The sequence below is a fragment of the Mongoliitalea lutea genome (assembly GCF_014652135.1).
In the GTDB taxonomy this organism is placed as follows: Bacteria; Bacteroidota; Bacteroidia; order Cytophagales; family Cyclobacteriaceae; genus Mongoliitalea; species Mongoliitalea lutea.
In genome coordinates, this window is sequence record NZ_BMYF01000013.1 from 38,342 (window position 1) to 61,760 (window position 23,419).

The 23,419-nt window shown below is 39.9% G+C and carries 16 protein-coding genes, 2 tRNA genes and 1 pseudogene; 5 read left to right on the plus strand and 14 right to left on the minus strand.

Annotated features, from left to right (window positions below; all coding sequences use genetic code 11):
* Position 1: 1 nt before the first annotated feature.
* From IE080_RS11365 to IE080_RS11390, 6 genes are all read right to left on the minus strand, one after another.
* On the minus strand, positions 2–514 hold the full coding sequence (locus IE080_RS11365; RefSeq protein ID WP_189582336.1) for a DUF4199 domain-containing protein: 513 nt from the start codon (positions 512–514) through the stop codon (positions 2–4).
* Positions 511–1,749, minus strand: a complete 1,239-nt coding sequence (locus IE080_RS11370) for a dihydroorotase (protein ID WP_189582339.1) — start codon at positions 1,747–1,749, stop codon at positions 511–513. Before IE080_RS11370 ends, IE080_RS11365 begins: the two co-directional genes overlap by 4 nt.
* A 139-nt stretch (positions 1,750–1,888) precedes the next feature.
* Entirely contained in the window at positions 1,889–3,061 is a 1,173-nt protein-coding gene (locus IE080_RS11375) for a hypothetical protein (RefSeq protein WP_189582343.1), read from the minus strand.
* Between the two features lie 17 nt (positions 3,062–3,078).
* Positions 3,079–4,230 (minus strand): hypothetical protein, encoded by a 1,152-nt coding sequence (locus IE080_RS11380; RefSeq protein WP_189582346.1) that lies wholly within the window; start codon positions 4,228–4,230, stop codon positions 3,079–3,081.
* A gap of 350 nt (positions 4,231–4,580) precedes the next feature.
* On the minus strand, positions 4,581–7,733 hold the full coding sequence (locus IE080_RS11385) for an AsmA-like C-terminal region-containing protein (protein ID WP_189582348.1): 3,153 nt from the start codon (positions 7,731–7,733) through the stop codon (positions 4,581–4,583).
* Positions 7,734–7,810: 77 nt separating this feature from the next.
* The gene (locus IE080_RS11390; protein WP_189582351.1) at positions 7,811–10,942 is read right to left on the minus strand and encodes an AsmA family protein; all 3,132 of its coding nucleotides are present in this window, start codon (positions 10,940–10,942) and stop codon (positions 7,811–7,813) included.
* 168 nt (positions 10,943–11,110) lie between these two features.
* On the opposite strand from IE080_RS11390, the gene IE080_RS11395 reads away from it, so the two are divergent.
* Positions 11,111–11,962, plus strand: coding sequence for a hypothetical protein (locus IE080_RS11395; protein WP_189582354.1), 852 nt, complete (start codon positions 11,111–11,113; stop codon positions 11,960–11,962).
* Positions 11,963–12,080: 118 nt separating this feature from the next.
* Positions 12,081–12,157: transfer RNA gene (locus tag IE080_RS11400), tRNA-Asn, on the plus strand.
* Between the two features lie 114 nt (positions 12,158–12,271).
* Here the strand turns inward: IE080_RS11400 and IE080_RS11405 are convergent.
* Genes IE080_RS11405 through IE080_RS19490 form a run of 3 tightly spaced genes read right to left on the minus strand, consistent with a single transcriptional unit; the run spans position 12,272 to position 13,028 of the window.
* On the minus strand, positions 12,272–12,463 hold the full coding sequence (locus IE080_RS11405; RefSeq protein ID WP_189582357.1) for a DUF8506 family protein: 192 nt from the start codon (positions 12,461–12,463) through the stop codon (positions 12,272–12,274).
* Complete coding sequence (locus IE080_RS19485; protein ID WP_229800603.1) at positions 12,453–12,704, minus strand: hypothetical protein; 252 nt, start codon at positions 12,702–12,704, stop codon at positions 12,453–12,455. Before IE080_RS19485 ends, IE080_RS11405 begins: the two co-directional genes overlap by 11 nt.
* Positions 12,705–12,752: 48 nt before the next feature.
* Positions 12,753–13,028: an ATPase gene (locus tag IE080_RS19490; RefSeq protein WP_229800604.1), complete on the minus strand. Its 276-nt coding sequence runs from the start codon at positions 13,026–13,028 to the stop codon at positions 12,753–12,755.
* A gap of 136 nt (positions 13,029–13,164) precedes the next feature.
* On the opposite strand from IE080_RS19490, the gene IE080_RS11415 reads away from it, so the two are divergent.
* On the plus strand, positions 13,165–18,201 hold the full coding sequence (locus IE080_RS11415; RefSeq protein WP_262893058.1) for a CotH kinase family protein: 5,037 nt from the start codon (positions 13,165–13,167) through the stop codon (positions 18,199–18,201).
* 326 nt (positions 18,202–18,527) lie between these two features.
* Here IE080_RS11415 and IE080_RS19775 read toward each other — a convergent pair.
* From IE080_RS19775 to IE080_RS11435, 4 genes and pseudogenes are all read right to left on the minus strand, one after another.
* A pseudogene (locus tag IE080_RS19775) lies at positions 18,528–19,592 on the minus strand (transposase).
* Positions 19,593–19,694: 102 nt separating this feature from the next.
* Positions 19,695–19,771 (minus strand) — tRNA-Ala (locus IE080_RS11425).
* A 118-nt stretch (positions 19,772–19,889) separates the two neighbouring features.
* Positions 19,890–20,501 (minus strand): recombination mediator RecR, encoded by a 612-nt coding sequence (recR, locus tag IE080_RS11430; protein ID WP_189582363.1) that lies wholly within the window; start codon positions 20,499–20,501, stop codon positions 19,890–19,892.
* A 12-nt stretch (positions 20,502–20,513) separates the two neighbouring features.
* Positions 20,514–20,798 (minus strand): ATP-dependent Clp protease adaptor ClpS, encoded by a 285-nt coding sequence (locus IE080_RS11435; RefSeq protein WP_189582366.1) that lies wholly within the window; start codon positions 20,796–20,798, stop codon positions 20,514–20,516.
* A 61-nt stretch (positions 20,799–20,859) separates the two neighbouring features.
* On the opposite strand from IE080_RS11435, the gene IE080_RS11440 reads away from it, so the two are divergent.
* Entirely contained in the window at positions 20,860–22,302 is a 1,443-nt protein-coding gene (locus IE080_RS11440) for a sodium:solute symporter (RefSeq protein ID WP_189582369.1), read from the plus strand.
* Between the two features lies 1 nt (position 22,303).
* Here the strand turns inward: IE080_RS11440 and IE080_RS11445 are convergent, their stop codons facing one another.
* On the minus strand, positions 22,304–22,642 hold the full coding sequence (locus tag IE080_RS11445; RefSeq protein ID WP_189582372.1) for an MGMT family protein: 339 nt from the start codon (positions 22,640–22,642) through the stop codon (positions 22,304–22,306).
* Between the two features lie 95 nt (positions 22,643–22,737).
* On the opposite strand from IE080_RS11445, the gene IE080_RS11450 reads away from it, so the two are divergent.
* Positions 22,738–23,415 carry an SDR family NAD(P)-dependent oxidoreductase gene (locus IE080_RS11450; RefSeq protein WP_189582376.1) on the plus strand — a complete coding sequence of 226 codons (678 nt, stop codon included), beginning with the start codon at positions 22,738–22,740 and terminating at the stop codon, positions 23,413–23,415.
* The last annotated feature ends 4 nt before the right edge of the window (positions 23,416–23,419 follow it).

Consider the following 23,419-nt stretch of genomic DNA (forward strand, 5'->3'; position numbering starts at 1 on the left):
GTTAAATTTTATTTTTTCTTAAAATTATCGAAATTATGATTGTGAAAAATAGTCCTGGAACAATTTTCCAAAGAAAATCATTAAGAGCAATATCCAAAGGCTTCATTTGTTGCACATTTTTCAAGGTTATCGCAAAGGATTCTTCCCCCACTTGATTTTTAATCATCTCCTCATTTACTTCTAGGACTTGCAATTTCAAGGCCTTCAAGGTTTCGAAAGCCTCTGGATTCAGCACCAAATAAATCAAAATACCTAATCCCGAAACTAACGCGATCCCCATGTAAATCAAAAAACCAACAGACATGCCGTGGGCAAAACTCAAATACCCTTCGTTATAGTATTTTTTAAAAAACCGAATACCTACAAAAAGAAAAACTGGAGTAAGGATATAGCCTAACAACATAGAGAAATTGGCTGCATCGTAACCCAAGCTTCCGAAAAGAATAAAGGCAATCAAACAAAAGCCGCCACCAATCAGGGCAAACTTGTAAGAAGAATCTAAATAGCTATTCATGAAAATTGTTCAAACATTCCTTTACCCAACATATACTTTACTTTTCCTTTCAATGTTGTATTCCACCAAGGATGATTGAAAGATAAGCTTTCATTGCTTTGGGAATTATACTCCCAACTTTCTTCCGGGTCAAATATCGTTAGCGTGTCAGATTGAATGGGTAGTCCAAGAACCTGAGCTGGGCCAGTAGTGATTTTTTCTATGAGCAGTTCCCAAGGTAATTCAGCTGATAAACTGACCAAAGCAGGAAGAAAAGTTTGTAAGCCAATCATCCCCGGACTAGCATAGTCGAATTCCACTTGCTTGGCATCCAAGTCCTGTGGCTGATGGTTGGATACAAGGGCATCAATGGTTCCATCTTTCAAACCTTCAATCAAGGCATCTCTATCCTCTTTCCCTCTTAGCGGGGGAACGATCTTATAATTGGAGTCAAAACCCATCAAATCTGCATCCGAAAATATCAATTGATAAATAGACACATCTGCCGTAACATTCAAACCTTCTTTTTTTGCTTGGCGGATCAATCCAACAGATTTGGCTGTGTTGACCGTTTGGAAATGAAGTCTCCCCCCGGTGTATCGAAGAATTTCTAAATTTCGTTGAACTGAAATATCCTCAGCCAAATTTGGAATCCCTTTGAATCCTAATTGAGTAGAAATAGCCCCCTCGTGCATCTGACCAAACATGGAAATCAAAGGATCATAGCTATGGTCAAAGAGGATACCATCAAATTTTTGCAGATACTGCAAAGTTTTCATCATGCGATCAGGATTCGACAGTGGCTTGATCCCATCTCCAAAAATCTTTACTCCTTGAGCATGCAAATCCAAAATATCAGTAAAATCCTCACCCTTAGCATCTTTGGTTACAGTAGCATGCAATACCAATTCCGTTAACCAATGCTTAGACTTGGATTTTAAAAACTCAACCTCATTTTTTGTTTGGGTGACAGGATGATTATTGGGCAATACCACCGCTTTCGCGAAGCCACTGACTTTCAACACTCTCCCCAAGGTATCTAAAGACTCCTTATATTCCTCTCCAGGCTCTCCCGACATACAGCGCAAATCTATCCACCCCACCGATGCATACAACTTGGAGCAATCAATGCTCTCATCGACAACCTCCTCATGAGAAGTTGATGCAGTAAAGATACCGTCTTTAATAAGGTAATTTTTTGGTGGAAGGATTCCTTGGGGTGTGATCAGCCGAAGCGAGGTAAGTGCTAGAGTCATGCTTTTTTCCTTTGTGCAAATCTGCAATATAATTCATAAAATGAAAAATATATTGTGAATATACCCTAGGATAAATACCCTTTAGGACATTCCTTAGGGTCACAGAAAATAAACATTAACGCAAAAACAGGAATCCACATTACTTTTGAACCTTCTCGCGAAGCTCATAGATGGGGTAAGATTGATAGTCATTTTCAGTTTCATGTAAGTCCGCTTGATCTGCATAATGCAGATAGCGATTAGGACCTACATTGAGGATCAAACTACCTGGCTTATCCCAAGGAATGGCCTGTCCCATGCGCTTTCCGTCCTTAATCAAAAAATAGTAGCGTTTTTGAGAAGCAGAAAAAGCTTCCGATTGCTCTGGACTGGGATTGTCAAACACCAAATCAGGACGTCCTCCTGAGCGATAGCCTACCAATAATTCATCTCCATAGCCGAGTAATTGATCAAACATTCCTCCTAGTGTTACATTATCCGATCTAAACTCTCGTACAGTTGCATAACTCGCTTGATCCATGGATACCTCTTTGATTTGGTCCGGAGTAATTCTAGGGAGGCTGATAGCCTGCACCAGCTCAAAATTCTTTACCGGGTCTAGTTGATATAACAAGGTATCCCCATACAGAATGGTAGATATGGTGGAAGAAAACTGATCAGAGAAAAATAGGGGCTTATCCATAAAGGGATAAAACTTACCAGATGTAAACTTTGTATTTGGTAATAACTTTCCACCCTTGTGAATTGCTCCTGTTTGAATATCCATCAAGTGGGCCAATTGAAGGGTGTCGTAATAATCCATAGGATAGGTTTGCAGATAGGCATCATTCAGGTTCATCAAAGCATGTAAGGACCCGTCATTCATCCGAAAAGTACTCAAATTATCTCTCGTCCAATGTATTAAGCGCATTCGAACTCCTTGTTCAAATGGGAATCTTCTTTTTTGTTTGAGTGAAAGATCATACACGTAGCTGGTCCCCTCAGAAACAAATAAAATCTCATCCCCCACAAATCCCGCACGGACCAAGACCAAGCCAAAAGCATCTGGACCCTCTGAAAGAAAATTCTCAGCTACTACATTACCCGATTTATCCAAAATATAATAGTGCCCCTCCATGGTCATGTATTTGACGGCTAGGTAAAGCCCTTTTTCATGATGGTAATCAAGAACGCGCACAGTTTCCAACAAATCTGTCACCAAAGAGTCTACCACTACAAACTCAAACTCCTTTACGTCATCAGCAGTTGAAGGATCTTGCTTACAGGAATATACCAGTAATGCACAAATGAATAAAATTACATTATTACGCATATCTCGATCAGTAAAAATTAATTTCTAGAAAGTTTCACTTGGTAAATGGTCAGAAAGTCTTCCTCTTCATCTAAGTTGGTTGGTTTGAGAAACCAAAGTAGCTCATCTCTGACCAGCCATTGTCTGTCTTGAAGACGACTAGGTAAAACAATATCATCCAGAAGCTCTCCCTCTTTGGAAAGCACCAACAATCTGGGAGGAAAATCTTTCCTCATGGCAGGCATCATTTCCATCCATGGCAGTCCTTCATAAGGGGCTCTTTGGGTTTCCGGAATACCAGGGAAAAAGCTGGTCAAAACATAGTCATTCGTGGTTTTAAGATTTTCAAAAAGTCCTGAATAAACATCCGGATTGATCATTCGTGGATCAACAGATTTGAGCTCTTCTCCTTGATTGAAAAAGTAATCCTCTAAGGCTAAATCCACTCTTCTAACCATTAAATAGGGTGACTTCAGCTCATAGATTTGCAGGGCAGGTTCAATCCCTTGAATCAAATAAATAAACTTATCCGAAACTGCCATCCTAGGAATCATATGAGCGATATCGTGGCCTTTTCCATTTTTGAAAAAGCTTGCCTCATCTAGTTGCAAGAAGGGTTTGACTTTCCTTTCGGTGGTATCAAACCAGGCCAAAGAAGTATAATTATCATAAAATTCGGGCGTATTTCGAGGGTGAACTCCTCGTCCGGCACCAACTGTCAGGATTTTTCCATCTACCCAGTAAAATTCCCTATCAGCTGCTGACCTTCCGGCAAAGGCTGGCATTTCTGCCTCCTGATGTTTTCCTCCCTTAATCAACTCCCCTTCCAAACTGTACGTGTAAACTCCCTCATTTGAAATCACCGTAAACGAATTGCCTTCAGCATCAAATTTTGCTGCTGTCAGGGGAAAAGTCCCGAAACTATCCGGCATATCTCCTGATTTGGAGAAGAAATTCAGGACTTGTCCAGCAAAAGAAGTTACGACAAAATTGGACTTTTGAATATCGTAGAAAAGAATTTTCTCAGAAGCAGGATGAATATCCATAAAAGTAGCTACTCCCAGATAATCCACTCTAATTGAATCCATTAACTCCAAACCAAAAGAAAGTTCAGAACTATCCCCACTCTTTTCGCCTCCACATGCCATCAACCCAACAACTAGTAAAATCACATAAAACAGGTTACGCATAGTAGTTTTTTTCTTTAAACTTAAGGAATTAGGAGATAAAAGACAAGTAAAATAGCAAGGCTTTTGTTTCAACTAGTTGTAGAAAAATAAAAACGTGATAGGTGAAACCCTACAATAATTTATAGGGCTAACTTTTCCTTTCATCATTTCCGTTCTTGTATACAATCTTAATTCCTCATCCTTTTTTCTGCGCTTTCCGTGTATTCAGCGAGCTTTTTCTTATTTTCTTGCCTCTTGCTTCTTATTTCTTGCTTCTTTTTTCGTTTCTCGCTTCTCGCTTCTCGTTTCTCGTTTTTCGTTTCTAAACTCTTACACATCGTCTCCTGCTTGCAGCAGGCAAGTCTCGCATCTCACCTCTCACCTCTATTCCTCGCTAATCCCACATCCAGATTATCCGGTGTGCCGCTCATGCGGATATTCAGGAAGCGTACACGGCGATTGGCACCTCGGGTAATAATCGCATCCTCTTGATCTGGATCTACTTCATCTCGGTTACGTCCTCCAAAAAGTGCCCTCGCCCCTACTTGGGTTACCAAACTCCATGGTACACGGACCAAATAATCCATCTTCAAGTCCAATGCCTGAGTACCCGATAATTCCATAAAACCAAGACTTGAATTGATCTGCATGCTTGGAATGGTCAGTACTCCCCCCTTCAGTTCAAAGTTATTCTGCAAGGTATCAAAGCGAACCCGGTTCATATTCCGATCTGCAAAAAAAGAACCCATGGCACGCATAGGAGCAAAATCAATCAATTCTCCATTGTAAATATTGACATTGATCTTTGCTTCAGATTGATCCAAAATCGGAGTTAAATCAGGATACACCAATAATTTACTTTCAATAGAACCGGACACTTTACCTCTCAGATTATCCGCCAATACCACATCCTTGCCCATATTATCCATTTTGAAGAGTAATTGATCAACTTGGATCTGATCTACTCGAATAGTGCTATGGAAATAGATTTTATCAGGATTTCTTCCATTGAGGTAACCATTCATACGAAACTTCCCATCTGCCAAAGCAAAATCCAATTGCTCTATATGCAGCATGCTGTCTGTACTGCTCCGGAACCTAGCTTTTATGGTATCTAACCATGTACCATGATACAAAAGCCTATCTACTTCTACACCAACTTTGAAATCCCTAAAGGGTAATTTGAAAATATTGAATGCCTCTTCATGATTGGACTCTTTTTCTATGCTTTCAAAGCCCAGCAAAGCATCCAAGTCCAGCTTTTGACCTCGCAACTGAAAGAAATCAGGCCTATCGGCGGAAGGTCTGTTGACGCTGTCCCCCAAGTTATACCCCATAGTGATGCGGAAACTTGACTCTCCCATCGTTCCTCCAAAGTTGTCGATCTTCATATATTGATCCGACCAACTCATTTTCCCGCCAAAAGCTTCAAATTTCAGTGGATGAATCTTGGTTTGCCCTTGAAGTTTGGCTACATCCAAATAAAAGTTCTGCCTACCTGCCCGCTTATCCATGCGCAGGTCTGCATCAAAACGTAAGCCAGTGAAATACTCTTCTTTATACGCATCGGGGAAAAAATTAACTCCTTGATAGGTCATCAAATCTTTAATCTTCAAATAATCCGATGCAAAACGTACCTTCAAATTACTCACGCCATTTTCCTCAGCTTTGAACCATTTCGGGTAATTCTCCAACTTCCCCGTCAAATAAATATCTGAGGTATCAACTTTACCCTGAAAGCTTCTGATCGCTACCATTTGGGAGTCTATTTCAAATACCCCTCGAAACTTTCGAAAATCATGTGGATAATTCTTTAGGCCAAAATCCAAAGTTTTCAGGTGTAACCTACCCTTGGGCAAATAATCAAATTTGAAAAGGTTGACTGCATTTGCCTGAAGCTCCATGTCCAAGGTGAGTTTGCGTAATTCCTCACTTTTCTCCTCATCCGCTACATACAAAAACTTCCCAAGTTCAATCAAGCCTGCATTGGCCTGTACACTGACTTTCACAGGAACATCCAATTGATGAAAAATTGCGGGTAAATCAGAAACCTGAGCTTTCATGGAAAAATCTGAATCAGCTAACTTCACAGAGAGATTATCCAAAGACAAAGTACCATCCACCATTTTGGCGTATGCATTCAAATCCCGAATAGGATAAGGGAAATCTGCATAGGTCAAATTCAAGTTACGAATCCGCAACTCTGACTGTAAACTCTCCTTAGCCTGACGGATATTGGCATTGGTAAGATTCATGTCTACCAATTCGTCAAAATCCATGCGTAGCAATACATCCCCGCTGACACCTTTCAAATCCGGAATCTGAAAAAACTCTCCAATAAAATTCAGATCCAAATCTGCTAATAAATCCACTTTTATGTAAGGGCTTTCAAAATCCCGAACAGTCAAATTCCCTTGGAAAACTCCTCTTTCAGGCTTTGCATTGAAATTTTGCAGGCGAAATTCCGATGTACGAAGATTTCGCTCTGTTCCATTGGTGAAAAAAGCAAGAAATCTCAGATCTTCTACCCTTCTTTCCAAAGCTGTATTTTCAAAAAAAGCATTGTCACAGCCAAATTCAAATGCAATCGCAGGACTTTCTCCTTGGGCAACTAAGCCACGGATAGAGCCCCTAAAAAAAACTTCCCCTTGGTTTTGATAGCGTTTAAATGCCTCAGCTGTTTCTTTGGGTAAAAATGCTGCGATGAGATTGAAGTCAGGTTTTTCACCTTCCAATTCCACTTGTAAATCCAGACCTTCCTCAAGAAATGCAGCTGAACCATCCACCCTCAAAAGTGATTCTTGCAGTTTGAGTTTGGAGGGACGAAAGGCTATTCGTTTAGTAGCTTGGTCAAAGGTAAAGCCTAGATCCAAATCCAGGTTTTTATCTGAAAAAAAGGCTTCCTTCCCTTCCTTTTCTAAAACCAAATGCAAAGACGCTTCCAATAAGACATCTAATATGTCCTTTTTGGACTTTACAGCTGTTTTCAATTCACTGAGATCAACCGAAAGCAGCTCATCTTTCCCTGTTTTATAATAGGAAACCTGTAAGTTTTCAATCATCAACTTCTTCAGTTCAAAATCAATAGCATCTCCTGACTCCGATTCCGAGGCTGGTAAATTTTTGGCCTGCAAAAGATTCAAAACCCCTTCCGCATCCTCCACAAGTCTGATGTGGCCAGAAATAATTTTAACTGCTTTGACTTTATAATTACCGCTGAGAATATCTGAAATGCTAAAACCTACATAAAGGTCTTCAAACTCATAGATGGGCAGAGCAGATTTTTCCCGATCCCCATAAAACTTAAGCCCTTGTAAATCAATCGATATGTAAGGAAAATTAGTAAAAACAGAAATATGAGAGTATTCCAGTACTAGTTTTCCTTCAAATTGCTCATTCATTAGGGCGATGGCACGCTGTACCAGCAAATCCTGCTTGGAATACACCAAAGCAATGCCTGCAACGAAAAGTGTCAGCAATAGGAGTGGAAGAAAGAATAAAACTTTTAAAATCCGCTTACGCATAGTTGGCTTTATTTAAGCCAAAAAACGCAAGAAATCAGAAGGAGGTTTTAGCTTTTGAGCTTTTGTACCACAATTATTTACCGCTGATTTTGATCTCTTCTCAGGGCGATTTTGTAATCCTCAGGCGTACCAGTCATATTGATATTGACAAAGCGTGTGCGTCTGTTTCCATCCCGGAACACAATCGCATCTTCTTGTTCGGGATCAACTTCATTTTTATTTTTTCCTCCAAAAAGCGCCCGAAAGCCAACTTGCGTTACCATGGCTAAGGGAACACGGATAAAATAATCCATATTAAGATCCAAACTCTGCCTACCTGACAACTCAATAAAGCCCAAACTGGAATTGATATTCATACTCGGTATGTGCAAAACTCCCCCTTTCAACTCGAAGGTATTGGACAAGGTATCAAACCTGACCCGATTCAGGTTACGGTCTCCGAAGTAAGATGAAAGCGCAGAAAGTGGTGTGAAATTCACCAAGCTACCTTGGTAAACCGTCAAGTCCATGGTAGCTTCCGACTTATCTACGATAGGGGTAAGGTCCGGATACACCAAAAATTTGCTTTTGATCGTTCCACTGACCAGACCGTGTAAATTATCATTGATCAGGTAATCCTGCCCAAAGTTTTCAAACTTAAACAGCAACTTATCTAGGTCCAGCTTATCTGCCTGCATCTCACTATGGAAGTAGATTTCATCTGGGTTGGAACCGTTGAAATAGCCTTTGACAGCCAATGAACCATCAGCAACCTTCAAACTCAAGGTATCCAAATAAATAAAATGATCTTTCTGACTACGCATGGAAGCGTTCACATCCCTCAACCAAAAGGTATGGTAATTAAGTTGCTGAATTACCGCTTTGAACTCCATGTTCCGGAAAGGCAACTGAAAAACATTAAAGGCTTCCTGATGATTGGTATCTTCCTCAAAACCCTGAAATCCCATCAGCGCATCTAGGTCCAATGCAGGAGCTCTAAAGTGCAGGTAGTCATTTTTGGGATTGGCGGGTTCTCCTAAGTTATACCCCATATTTACGACAAATGAAGATACGCCCATTTTTCCACCAAAGTCCTCTAGGAGCAAGTAATCATCTTCCAAGTGGGCTCTGCCTGTAAAATTCTCCAATTTTAATGGATGAAGGGTTGTCAGTGACGTTAGATTGTCGAGATAGAAATCAGCTGATTGAAAGGCGTGCTTTTGAAAGTCCAGGACTATTTTTCCAGCTGCTTGTAGATTGCGTAAGGTTTCCTCTCTCCAGCTTTCTGGCAGATAATTGACACCATTGTAGGTCAATAAATCATTCAAATGCAATTGTTTGGAACTGATACTCAACTGAATCGTCGACTGTCCATCCAAGGAATCTTTCATCCACTTGGAAAAGTTATCCACTTTCCCGATAAGCATAAAATCAGTTTGATCAATCTCTCCTTTGAATTTCTTTACATGCAAGGCATCTTTCTCAATCTCCACCTCCGCATCAAAATCATGGAAGGTATGAGGAAAGTTATCCAATTGGGCATAGAAATCCTCAATCTTAAATTTCCCTACAGGCAGGAATTCAAAATCGAACAAGTCCTTGGCTTTGGTCTCGAAGGACAGATGGAGTCGTAGATCTCTGAGGTTTTCGCTTTCCTCTTGCTCCAATAATTGTCCCAGTAAAACCGCCTTTGATTGGGCCTCCAAAGAAACCTGGATAGCTTTATCCTGCTGATGTAACAGTGCCGGGAAATCCGAAAGTTCTCCTTTGAAAGAGAAATCCGAATCTTTGATATTGAATTTCAGCTGATTAAGCTGAACCCTACCCTCTGTCATAATAGCATGTGCTTGGACCTTTTCTACAGGATAAGGATACCCTTTGATGGCAAAGCGGAGATCTTTTAAGCGAAGCTCAGACTGTAAACTTTTTTGCATTTGAGAAAAATCAGCTGCGGAGCCCTCCAAATCTACCAATTCATCAAAATCCATCGTCAACAATACTTGTCCACTCAAGCCTTCAAAATCTTCCAATTCAAAAAATTCTCCTACAAAGTCCAAATCCAAATCTGCATTGATTTTTACTTTGATATAGGGATCTAAAAAGTCCCGAATCAACAGGTCTGCTTGAAAGAATCCTTTATCAGGTTTTGCATTGAAATTCTGTAAGCGAAACTCGGAGGTTTTCAAGGAACGCTCAGATCCATTGGTATAGAAACCGACAAATCGTAAATCTTCCACTCTTCGCTGATTATCCGCTCGTAGAAAATAGGCATTGTCACAGCCAAATTCAATGGCAATAGCGGGAGCCTCCCCTTCCGAAACAGCTCCTCTGATAGTGCCGATAAAGAATATTTCCCCTTGATTCTGATAATCGTTCAGTGCTGCGGCAACTTCTTTGGGAAGAAAAGCTGCAAATAGATTAAAATCAGGCTTCTGACCTTCAATTTTCAAATCTAACTGAGGAGCTTGCAGCAGCTCACTAATATGTCCTGAAGCGGAGAAAAGAGACTCTTCTAACCAAACACTCGATGGACTCAAGTCTAGATAACCCCGGTCAGTGTCGTATGCGAGGTCTAAATTGAGACGGATATTTTTATCCACAAAAAAAGTTGGCTTACCTTGACTTTCCACATCAAAAGTAAAATCTCCTGCCAAATTCAAATCCAGCAAGGCATCTACAGAACTGACGGTGGTTTGAATATTTTTTATGTGCGCAGTATACATGAGCCCATTTTGTTCGTCCAAAAAAGACAAGTCAAAAGAGTCAAGCTTGATAGATTGTAAGGAGAAATCTAAAGCTTCCCCTTCACTGTCGTCATTATTGGTTACATTTTTAGCTGTAAGCAGATTGATTTCCCCCGCCTCATTTTTCACCAGATGCAAAAAGCCCCCTTTTAATTTGATGCTTTTGACTTCATAGTTTCCTCGCAAGATATCTAACACTGAAAAACCCACATACAGATCCTGCACTTCATACATAGGTCTTTCTTGGGAGTCTTTTTCACCATAAAACTTCAGTCCCTGAAGGTCAATGGAGATATAAGGGAAATTGGCAAAGGGAGAAATTCGGGATTTGGCCAATACCAACTCTCCGTTGAATGATTGATTGATTTGCTGAATAGCCTGTTGGGTCAATGCTTCCTGCTTCCAAGAAATTACGACAACACCAAAAGCCAACAGCAGCACAGGAATCGAGAATAGGATTAAAAAGATTTTTACTGATTTTTTCATGGGTACTTCATCAAAGGCTCTCTGACCACTTTTCAAAAATAGTGCAAATTGACTAGGAGTTTCAGTTTTTTAACATCAATTAATCGGCTATGTGAGAAAAGTCAAGCACGAAATCTAAAACAATTACTTCATTCGTAGCTTATACATCAATTAATTACAAGCATAGCTATGATTCGAACGTTTTTCGGTTGGCAGATACGCGCTTTTGACCTCTTGGATGAGCATTGGGAATCAGACCGTGTGACGAAGATAATCAGCAACATCGTCGTAGCCTTCTTCTTGATGGGCTTGATCGTAGGATTGCTATCCTATCTGAACCTGTTGCCGACATTTATTCAGATTTCTCCTTTCTTTGCCATCGAACTCGCCTTCAATGTATTGTTGATCTTTGAGGTCTTGGGTTTAATATTCCTCTTTCCAAAATCCGTAGCAGACGCTGTCGGCAAACAGTTTGAAATCATCTCCCTGCTTTTATTACGGGATGCTTTCAAGGAGTTTGGGCATTATTTGGGAGAAATGAATTGGGAGTTGGGCTTTGCTATGGAATTGCTGCCAATTATCTCGGATGCGTTTGGAGCGATTTTGATTTTCCTGATTACTGGCTTGTTCTACCGTGCCCAGCGGCATGTGCGCATTACACAAAACTATGAGGAGCAAGTCAGCTTTGTTTCGATCAAAAAATTGATTTCCATTTACCTCACCATCACCTTTATTTTCCTCGGGGTCTACGATGTGATATCCGCTTACCAAACCCATCAGTTTATCTACAGCATCAAGCTGTTTTACACCTTGTTGATCTTTACAGATGTGTTTATCCTATTATTCTCATTGCGGTATTCCACCAAGTATTTTAACTTATTTCGCTATTCCTCCTTTGCATTAGCCACTATATTTCTTCGCTTAACCTTATCTGCACCCCCCTTTTACAATGTATTATTGGCAGTGATTGCTGGCTTGATGGTCTTGGGTGTGACTTATATCTATAATAAACTCCTTTCCCAACAAAAAATAAGTGACTGATTGTGAATAGAAATCCGTGCAAACCGAGGAAAAATCACATTTTTTTGAGCCTTGTGCTTGCATAGAATAAATGAGCCTATTACTTTTGCATCACCTTAAACGGTAACACAATACAAACTCCTCCTTAGCTCAGTTGGTTAGAGCACATGACTGTTAATCATGGGGTCCTAGGTTCAAGCCCTAGAGGGGGAGCCAATTCAAAAAAGAGGTCAGAGACGACCTCTTTTTTTGTTTTATATCCCTTCCTTTAAATTGAGGAAGTTTTTTAGGGTTGCAAGTTTTTAAAAAAGTGAAATTTAAGCTGACTAATCAACCTTGACCACGCTTATACGAAATAGTTGGTGGTACATCATATGGGTCAATCTCTACGATTTCACCATTTCTTACGACTACTAATGGACTATTCTTCGCTTTTTTGAATTCAACTAGCTTGCGATAAGCTTCCTCTAGTCCCTTGACTATTTTGTCTCTTTCTTCTTTTAATTGGTCTTTATTCTCCATAATGTGTTTGTTTTAAACCCTCCCATATCTCCCTGTTATTAATTGTAACGCCATCAACCCCGCCTTCTGCCACTATTTCATAAGTATCTCCAGAATTATTTACAAATAACCAGTTATCCACTTTGGGCAGAAATAATCTGAAAAAATTCTCAAGACCGCTTTTATATTTTCTCCTGATAACATCTTCAGGTATGTGATGTCCGCCCTCTTTTACTCGTCTTGCTACTCTTGAAACAGCCAAGTCATCGGAATCTAATCAAAAAAACAAACAGGTTACCTGATAATTTAATTACTTTGCTCTTTCAACAAATTGCACATAAATCCTTGTAGAAAGCGTCGTTTCAAAAGCAAAATTTTCCCCTGACTCTAATAACTTTTTGATTCTTTTCAACATAAACCTTCCTACTTCAATACCAGCTTTTTCTGGTTGGAAAGGAGAAATTCCTTTTGCAATTTCATCCGCATTCACAAACTCTTTACAGTCCAAGATTTCAGGCAAAATGGTATATGAAGCAGTAGTTTTACCTGCTCCGTTACAACCTGCTATGATGTAAAGTTTCTTCATTCAATACAAATATACACTTTACTATCTAATCATCATTTTACCCAATCCATTTATCAAAATTTAAACGACCCCACCTAACAATTAGATTGTTTTTTGCCAGTATATCTTATTTTTACAAGACAAAAGTTAAATTTATATGAAATATCTTTTATCTATTTCGGTCTTCTTTTTATACCTAGTTACAAATCAAGTATTTTCCCAGAGCGTTGTAATCAACGAATTTATGTCATCCAATAGCACTACTATTGCAGATGAAGATGGTGATTATGAAGATTGGATTGAGCTTTACAACTACGGAAACGAAGCAATCAATTTAAACGGTTTCGGTATATCTGACAACCCCAACAATCCCTTCAAATGGGTTTTACCTGATATTACTATGGCCCCCGATAGTTTTTTACTAGTCTGGGCATCTGACAAAAACCGAACTAACCCTGAATCAGCCTTACACACCAATTTTAAGATATCTGCAAGTGGAGAACACTTAAGCCTAACCCACCCCAACGGTACACTAATCGATTCAATTGAAGAAGTTAGCGTACCAACCGATGTATCTTATGGAAGGGGTCTTAATGATAACTTTAACAATTACTTTTTCTTTTATACTCCCACACCTAATGAACAGAACACCACGATTGGCTCGTCTGAGCTCATCGTGGAACCTATATTTTCACACTCCTCGGGTTTTTATGATTCAGAATTCACACTAACAATATCACATCCCAATCCAAACGCATTAATTATCTACACCGTTGACGGAAGTGATCCCAAACCCGAAAACATAGGAGGGACTACATATCAATACAAAAACCAATATCCTCAATCTCCAGGCCAACAAACAGGTCCTCTTATTACAAATTCTTTTGAAACACTAACTTACTCCAACCCTGTAGTTATCCAAGATAGAACTTCTCAACCCAATAAGCTAGCTACTATCTCATCAACTTGGCATTTCAATCCCAATTACTTCCCTAATCAGCCGATCAAAAAAGCTACAATTGTAAAAGCTCGAGCATATGTAAATGGAATCTTAAGCCCATTAGTTTCCCATACTTTCTTCGTGTCGTCTACTAATGCGTTTCAATCAAATTTACCGATAATAAGTATAAGCCTAAATGAGGCTGATTTATTTGATTATGAGAATGGAATCTATGTAGCAGGTGTAGACTTTGATAACTGGAGAATTGCTAACCCAACACAAACTCCAACAGGAGGAACCGCAAGTAACTACAGAAGAAGTGGCGAAGAACATGAAATCAATGGCCACATAATTTATTTTGTCGACAAAAATGAAAAGCTTAGCCAAAATATCGGACTTAGAATTAACGGTGGATTTAGTAGATCAAGACCATTAAAATCTTTCCGGCTATACGCGCGTTCTGAATATGGACAAAACACTTTAGATTATCCTTTTTTCGAAAATTATAACTTTTCTAGTTTCAAAAGACTATTACTAAGAAATTCAGGAAATGATGAAAACAGCACGCTTTTTAGAGACGCTTTCATTCAAAATTTAGTCTCTCACCTCAATTTTGACACCCAACAATACCAACCTATTCTACATTATATAAATGGAGAATTTTGGGGTATTATAAACATAAGAGAGCGCTATGATAAACACTATTTAAATAGAGTTTATAATCTTGAGGAAAATGAAATCGATTTATTAGAAAATAATGCTGAAGTTAATGAAGGGGACAATTTACATTGGAACAGTGTTTTAGAATTTTTATCTCAAAATGACTTGTCAACTGAAAGTAATTATAAACAAATACAAACACTCATTGACATAGACAACTATACAGACTATTGGATTTCTCAAACTTTTGTTAGAAATACAGACTGGCCGCACAACAATATACGATATTTTAGAAAAAAGACAAGTTACTCACCTAATGCCCCTGTAGGACATGACGGGCGGTGGCGGTGGTTGATGTATGATACAGATTTTGGTTTTGGATTAAATAGCCAATTTGGGGGTACTTTTGAAAAAGACATGATTGCATGGGTTACTAATCCTAATGGGAATGATCGATTTCCTAATCAACCTTGGATAAATTCTGTAATGGTGTCTTTAATCAAAAATGAGGTATTTAAAACGAGTTTTATCTTAAGATATGCCGACTTACTAAATACTGCATTTTTGCCACAAAGATCCATTGACTTAATCAATGAAATGAAAAATGTTATTGAGCCAGAAATACCTGCTCATCGAAATAGATGGAGAAACAGAATTGGAAACTGGCAAAACAACATCAACAGAATGATCGAATTTGCCAATAAAAGGCCTGACTTTGTAAGGCAGCACATCATCGATAATTTCAACTTATCAGGATCATATCAGCTAACAATTGATGTGGCAGAAACTATGACAGACTTAATTGACGAGAATCAACCCTCAGTCGGATATGTCAAACTAAACACTATTGATTTAACAGATGCCACGCCCGGAATTTCCAGCAACACATACCCTTGGACAGGAACTTATTTCAATGAATTACCAGTGACACTTACTGCAATCCCTCTAGAAGGCTATACTTTTAGCCATTGGAGTGGAGCTATCGAAAGTACCGAAAGTAGTATTACTCTCAACCTCAATGAAGATAGTCAAGTTACAGCTCATTTTATGAAAGCAGCTGACTCAGAGGATGCAGAAGTTATTCATTTTTGGCTTATGGGTAATGATATTCCTAACAACACTCCTCTAACGTCCCTTACAGCAACGTTTACACAAACCAATGAATCGGGGACTATCAATTTTGAGTCAGCTTTGGAAGGTTATCCTTTTGACAATGGACATCCAAATTGGAGAAAAGCTTCCATGGAAAGAAGAAATAGCCCAACCCCGCTTAACTACTTCCCAGAGGCAAATAACGGACTGGCTTTCGAAGACATCACCATGAGGGGGCTACAGATCAAACAACCTTTTGAAGATGGAGACAGACAAAATACGATCTTCTTCAAGGTCTCAACGCAAGGATTTGAGAACATCAAACTGTCCTTCGCAGTCCTGAATGAAGGAGCAGCAGATGGAATAATCGTTTCTTATTTTGATCCAGCATCATCTTCGTGGACTGATACTGACTTACCAACTACCTCAGCGACAATCAGTACAACTTATCAAGTAGTTGAATTTGATTTCAGCAATGTCTCCGTAGCCACTAATAATCCTGATTTACAAATACGGTTGAGGTTTACTGGAAATAACTTGGCAGACGACAATGGAGATAGGGTTACATTTAATAATATTGCTTTTACAGGCACACCTATTACAAAAAACCAGACAATTGTCCATTATTGGGTAATGGATAACAATATCCCCAACAACACTCCCCTAACCTCTCTTACTGCCACTTTTACTCAAACCGATGAATTGGGAGTTATCAATTTTGAGTCAGCTTTGGAAGGATATCCTTTTGAAAATGGACATCCAAACTGGAGAAAAGCTTCCATGGAAAGAAGAAATAGCCCAACCCCACTTAACTACTTCCCAGAGGCAAATAATGGGCTGGCTTTCGAAGACTTCACCATGAGAGGACTACAGATCAAACAGCCTTTTGAAGATGGGGACAGACAAAATACGCTTTTCTTCAAGGCATCTACACAAGGATTTGAGAATGTCAAACTGTCCTTCGCAGTCTTGGATGAAGGAGCAGCAGATGGAATAACCGTTTCTTATTTTGATCAGACTACATCCACTTGGACAGATTCAGATCTTCCGACGAGTGTTGCTCCTTTAAGTGACAGTTACCAGGTAGTTGAATTTGATTTTAGCAATGTGATAATTGCTACAAATAATCCTGAGCTTCAGATCAGATTGAGGTTTACAGGTTCTAATCTGACAATAGATGATGGAGACAGAGTTACGTTTAATAACATTGCCATTACAGGAAGTCCTTTCATCCCTTCCGAATCACCTGTTATCACAAGCACTACTCCTGCTTCAAGATGTGATGCTGGCTCTGTCACACTTTTGGCTACTTCAAATGGTGGTACTATCCATTGGTTTGAAACACCAGAAGGAGGAGAGGCTATCGCTACAGGAGAATCATTTACCACTCCTGTTTTAACAGAGACCACAATTTATTATGTTGAAGCCATCGGAAACGAGTCCGCTGGCAATGGAACAAGAACAGCCGTACCTGCAACTATTAATATTCTACCGGAAATAACTGCTACAATTTCGGCAGAACTGTGTGGAGAAGGCAGCGTAGATTTAGAAGCATCCTCTAATATTGGCGTTATCAACTGGTATATCTCAGCAGAAGGAGGAACACCGATTCATACAGGAAACAGGTTTATAACGCCTATCTTGAAAAATAATACTACTTATTATGTAGAGGCAGTAAATGAAGGTTGCGTGTCTCTTAGAGTGCCTGTAAACGCAATAGTAGAAGACCAAATAAATCCTGAAATCGTGGCAACATCCACCTATACACTCATGCTTGATACAGATGGCAAGGCTACTCTCAGCTGGGAGGATATCGACGAAGGAAGTACTGACAACTGTGAAATCACTGAACGAATCATATCTAAAAACTCCTTTGACTGTAGTGATTTAGGAGAGCTTACAGTTGATTACTTGATCAGAGATGCTGCCGGAAATGAATCCTCAGCTCCAATTGTGGTAACTATTGTCGATGAAATCAAACCTGAAATCAGGGCAAAATCTACCTATACACTCATGCTTGATGCAGATGGTAAGGCTACTCTCAGCTGGGAAGATATCGACGAAGGAAGTTCTGACAACTGTGGAATTACGGAACGAATCCTCTCTAAAACTGATTTCTCAAGAGATGATAATGGAGAGCGAATAATCACCTATACTATCAAGGACAGTAGTGGAAATACCGCAACAACTGAGATCACCTTAACAGTCGATATTATTCTTTCATTAGGAAATAATAATCCTGAGCAACAAGGAGACATCAAACTCTTTCCTAATCCAACTAAAGATGATTTGTTTATTGAATTTGAAAAAACAATAAACCTAGAAAACGTTTCTATTGAGGTCATTGATGCTTCCGGACGAAGCATGGGAGAATCAACTAACTTCCAGCAATCTGGAACAATTCTCCGACTGGATACGAGCAGATTAAGTAGTGGAGTCTATTTCCTCAGAATCTCATCTGAAAGGTCCTTGAAAGTCATGAAATTTATTATCAAGCGATAAGTTGAATTAGTGGAAATTGACAAAATTCAAATGTTTTGTTTTTAGTCAAAATCAATAAAAATATACAGGAGTTTATTTCTCCAAATAAGAGAGGCAGAATTGATTAATCATCTTAAGTTAAATACAACTAGTTTAAACCTGAAAGAAGCTGTCTCAAAATTAACTATTAATTTTCAAGACGGCCAAAATTAAGCCGTAGAGGCCGATTTTTAGAAAATCGGCCTCTATTTTTTGAACATTAGTCAAAACATTAGGATTCTAGTTTCCTCAGACTTGCTCATCTTTAGTGGGGTGTTTTAGGCTTGAGAGCCAATCTAAAGTGTTATTTATACCGCTTTTGCTGCCTTTCTTGAAAGGTTGTGTGCGATTACGTGGAGCCCAGTTTCAATTTCCACCTTTTCGAGTCCCCTCAGTACATACCTCTTCATCCCCTTGTTTTGCTTAAGGTGTCCGAATACAGGTTCCACGTCTGTGGCCCACTGTTTTATTTTTTGGATTCCCTCGGGAGAGATCAGCTTTTGTTTTGCTTCGGATTTATACCGCTACAATGTCCTGTTGACTTCAATGGTCTTGTTTCCCTTTCCTAGCCTGCATGAAGGTGGCATCTTCATCGGTTTTTGAATAGCTGTTGCGTTCCTGTAAGACCTCCTCCTTCTGTTCATATTCGGCAAGCTTTCCAGGCCAGTTTTTCTCTGCGTATCTAAGCTTCTGTTTCACTTTGGGGTCAACTTCTTTGCCCTGCAGTGCCGTGTTGATCTTTTCTACGGTTTCAAGTACTTTTTGGGGACTGGGATTTTCAAACTTCTCTTCCAGCTGTCCGAGTTCTTCCTTTGCTGTTTCGGCAGCGTAATCCCAGAGCTCCTGAAGTTGCTTTGCAATCCTTTCCCTGCTCTTTTTGACAGCCTTTCCCCATACAAAAGTGTACCTGTTGGCGTTGGCCTCTATTTTAGTCCCGTCTGTATAAACGTCTTTTATGTCCAAAAGCCCCACATCGTAAAGCATGAGCACTACCTGTGAAAAAATCTCCCGGATCACTTCTCGGAGCTTTCCCCCCGGAAACGGTTGATGGTATTGTGGTCAGGGCGCTGCATGCCCGAAAGCCACATGAAGCCGATGTTTTCACGAACGGCCTTCTCAAGCTTACGGGACGAATAGCAGTTTTCCAGATAACCGTATATGAGCACCTTCAATAGCATACGGGGATGGTAACTGCTCGCTCCCATATTGCTGTACTGCGAAAGGATCGGCTGGATGTTTATCTTGTCCACGACAGTGCTGACTACACGGACGGAATGCTCTGATGGCAGAAGATCACCCAAATTATGGGGAAGGAGTATCAACTGGTTGTGATCATAGTCTTTAAAGACTATATTTAGGTCTTGTTTTTCCACACCTCAAAATAACAATTTTGAGTTAAACAAGAAAAAGGCTACCCGAGAATTCAGGTAGCCTTTCTATTTATTTAATTAGAGACTTATGAAATAGCCTCTTAATGGTGGAGGATAACGGAGTCGAACCGATGACCTCTACACTGCCAGTGTAGCGCTCTAGCCAGCTGAGCTAATCCCCCATTAAGTTTTCTTAAGGACCAAGAGCACTTTTGCTCTAGCTATCCCGATAGCTATCGGGATAATTCCCCTAACGGACTGCAAATATAGAAAGGGATTTGATTTAGACAAAAGAAAAGATTATTCGGAAGAATAATTTACTCGAGTGAGGATACTTCTGCCTAAGGTGACTTCATCGGTGTATTCCAATTCGCCTCCAATTGGAATGCCTCTCGCGATGCTGCTGACCTTGATATTCAGTTCCTTGAGTTTTCTGCTGATGAAAAATGAAGTAGTATCTCCCTCCATGGTAGCGGGTAACGCTAAAATTACCTCCTGAACCCCTGAACCAGCACATCGTTGGATTAAGGATTCAATTTTGAGTTCATCAGGCCCTATTCCCTGTATAGGCGAAATCACCCCACCCAACACATGATACAAACCCTGATACTGTCCGGTGTTTTCTATGGCAAGTACATCGGGGATATCTTCCACCACGCAGATGATTTGCTTATCCCTGCGGACACTCAAACAAATGCTGCAAGTATCTCCTGAATCTGCTACATTATGACAGGTAGTACAGTATCGGATATCCTTTCGCAATGCTAATAAAGCACTACTGAGTTCCTCGGTGACAGTTTCTTTTTGTTTTAATAAATGCAATGCCAATCTCAACGCAGTTTTTTTACCAATTCCTGGCAATCTGCTGATTTCATTGACTGCTTCTTCGATGAGCTTGGAGGGGAAATTCACGCTAAACCTGTTTTATACGATGGCTGCTTGGATGCCTGCGTCGAGTATAGCCTGACACATTGGTTTCAATTTACTTCTGCTGCCATACTTGACCGTACATTTACCCTTGTAATGGATAATCATCGTACATTGTTCAGCTTGCTCGGGAGTATGTTCGCAAACCTTGATTAAGGTCTTAATGACATGGTCAAATGTATTGACATCATCGTTAAATACGACCAACTCATACTCCTCTACGTCAATCAGTTCTTCTATCAGAAGCTCTGCCTCTTCTATGTATGTTTGTGTCTCTACCATGTGAATCATTTTGCAAATTTAATTATTATAAACAACTTAGCGAAACTTACTCCCTGATACTATGAATTCTTCGATGGTTTTAATGGTCATTTCGGCCTATTTTTCCTTACTTTTTTTGATTTCTTGGTTTACTTCGAGGAATGTATCTTCGGATACCTTCTTCACGGGTGACCGTCAGTCTCCATGGTTTTTGGTGGCCTTCGGGATGATCGGGGCATCCTTGTCAGGGGTGACATTCATTTCCGTGCCTGGGGAAGTCGGAAATAGTAACTTCTACTACTTCCAGGTTGTTTTGGGGTATACCTTGGGATATTTGACAATTGCTAAAGTGTTGCTGCCCTTATATTACCGTCTCAATTTAGTTTCTATTTATGCCTATTTGGAAGAGCGATATGGGTTTTGGTCATACAAGACAGGGGCTTTTTTCTTTATTTTATCCCGAACACTAGGTTCTTCTATTCGCGTGTTTTTGGTGGCAGGAGTGTTGCAATTGATATTATTTGATGATTGGGGAATACCATTTTGGGTATCAGTTTTGATTACGGTATCCTTGATTTGGTTGTATACCCATCGTGGAGGAATCAAAACGGTGGTTTGGACAGATACCTTGCAGACGCTTTTTATGCTTGTAGCTGTTGGTGTCAGCATTTATTTGATTGGGAAAGATTTGGGATTAGCAGGTATCTCTGGATTTATTTCCACAGTGACTCAAGATTCGCGATCGGAGATATTCAATTGGGATTGGCAGGCAGGAACTAATTTTTTTAAGCAGTTTGCCTCGGGAACCTTTATTACCATTGTGATGACAGGTTTGGACCAAGATATGATGCAGAAAAACTTGACCTGTAAAAGCTTGGGAGATGCTCAGAAAAACATGTTTTGGTTTACCATTATTTTGGTAGTGGTAAACTTGATGTTCCTTTCTTTAGGGGTATTGTTATACATCTATTCGGAGACCAATGGAATAGCCCTTCCAACGCGTACCGATGATTTATATCCTTTCTTGGCTACCCAACATTTTTCAGCGATTGCAGGAATTACTTTTGTGCTAGGAATTACAGCGGCAGCCTATTCTAGTGCGGATTCTACCTTGACTGCCTTGACCACTTCGTTTTGTTATGATTTTTTGAATATAGAAAAGCGGTATGAAAAAGAGCGACAAGTAACTGTACGCAAGCAGGTTCATCTAGCTTTTACACTATTGATGTTTGTGGTGATTTTGATTTTCCGTTGGTTGAATGACCAAAGTGTGATCAATGCGGTGTTTATTATTGCAGGCTATACCTATGGTCCGCTGTTGGGTTTATACGCTTTCGGGCTGTTTACCAAATGGCAGGTGAAAGACAAGTTTGTGCCCTATTTAGGAGTGGCAGCCCCAGTGATTGCGTTTATCATCAGCAAAAACTCTGAAACTTGGCTTTGGGGGTATAAATTCGGCTTTGAAATATTGATTCTCAATGGTCTTTTGATGTTTACCGGATTGTGGTTGATCCGGAAAAAATAACTCAAGTTTCTTTATCCAATAAAATAGGATCCCAAAAATGCTCCTCAAAATTGATGATTTGATCATTTTCCACCATCACTCCTTCCGCTGCTAATAGTTCCTGCATGAGCGTAGGAGTTGGGAAATGATGTTTACCCGTCAACAGTCCCTTTCTATTGACAACTCTATGAGCGGGTACCTCAGCGTCAGTATGACTGGCATTCATGGCATAGCCTACCATGCGGGCGCCACTTTTCAAACCTAAATAGTTAGCAATAGCGCCATAAGAGGTCACACGGCCTTTGGGGATTAGCTTCACCACTTGATAGACCAAATCAAAATAGTTTTCTTTTGCTTTCATAATCAGTCTTTTGGAAGCCTTTCGTTTCCGTTTTCCAACGAAATCGGGGATAATTGAGTATATTAGGGCTTTAAGCAAACATACTATAAATTCATATGGAAAGAAATATAATCATCACGGGTGCAGCAGGAAGTTTGGGGAAAGAGGTGGTCGCAAAGTTTAAAAGAGAAGGATATAAGGTAGTAGCAACCATTTTGCCAGACTCCGAAGAAGAAGTTGAGGAAGCTGACGATGTCTACGAAGTTGATGTGACCAATGAAGAATCTGTAGCGGAATTTGCCAAAGAATATCAATTACAATATGGAGAAGTGGACGCTATCGGACTATTGGTGGGCGGTTTTGCTATGGGAGGTATCGAGGAGACAACTGTGCAGGATATCGAGCAACAAATGAAATTGAATTTTTTCACAGCTTTTAACATGGTCAAAAACTTCCTACCCATATTCAAAAAGGCAGATTTTGGAACTTTCTTATTTGTAGGAGCACGTCCGGCCCTGCAACCTGCCGATGGAAAAGGCGTTGTGGCATATGCTTTGAGTAAAAGTTTATTGTTCCAGCTAGCCGATTACGTGGCAGAGGAGGTCAAAGACTCAAAAATCAGGTCTCATATCTTTGTGCCGAGTATTATTGACACTCCTCCAAACCGTGAAGCGATGCCGGAGTCAGATTTCTCTCAGTGGGTGAGTCCTGCCGAAATCGCAGAAGCCATGCACTACGCAGTCAATACCCCATCTTTGAGAAATATGACATTCAAACTTTATGGAGGTGTTTAACAAA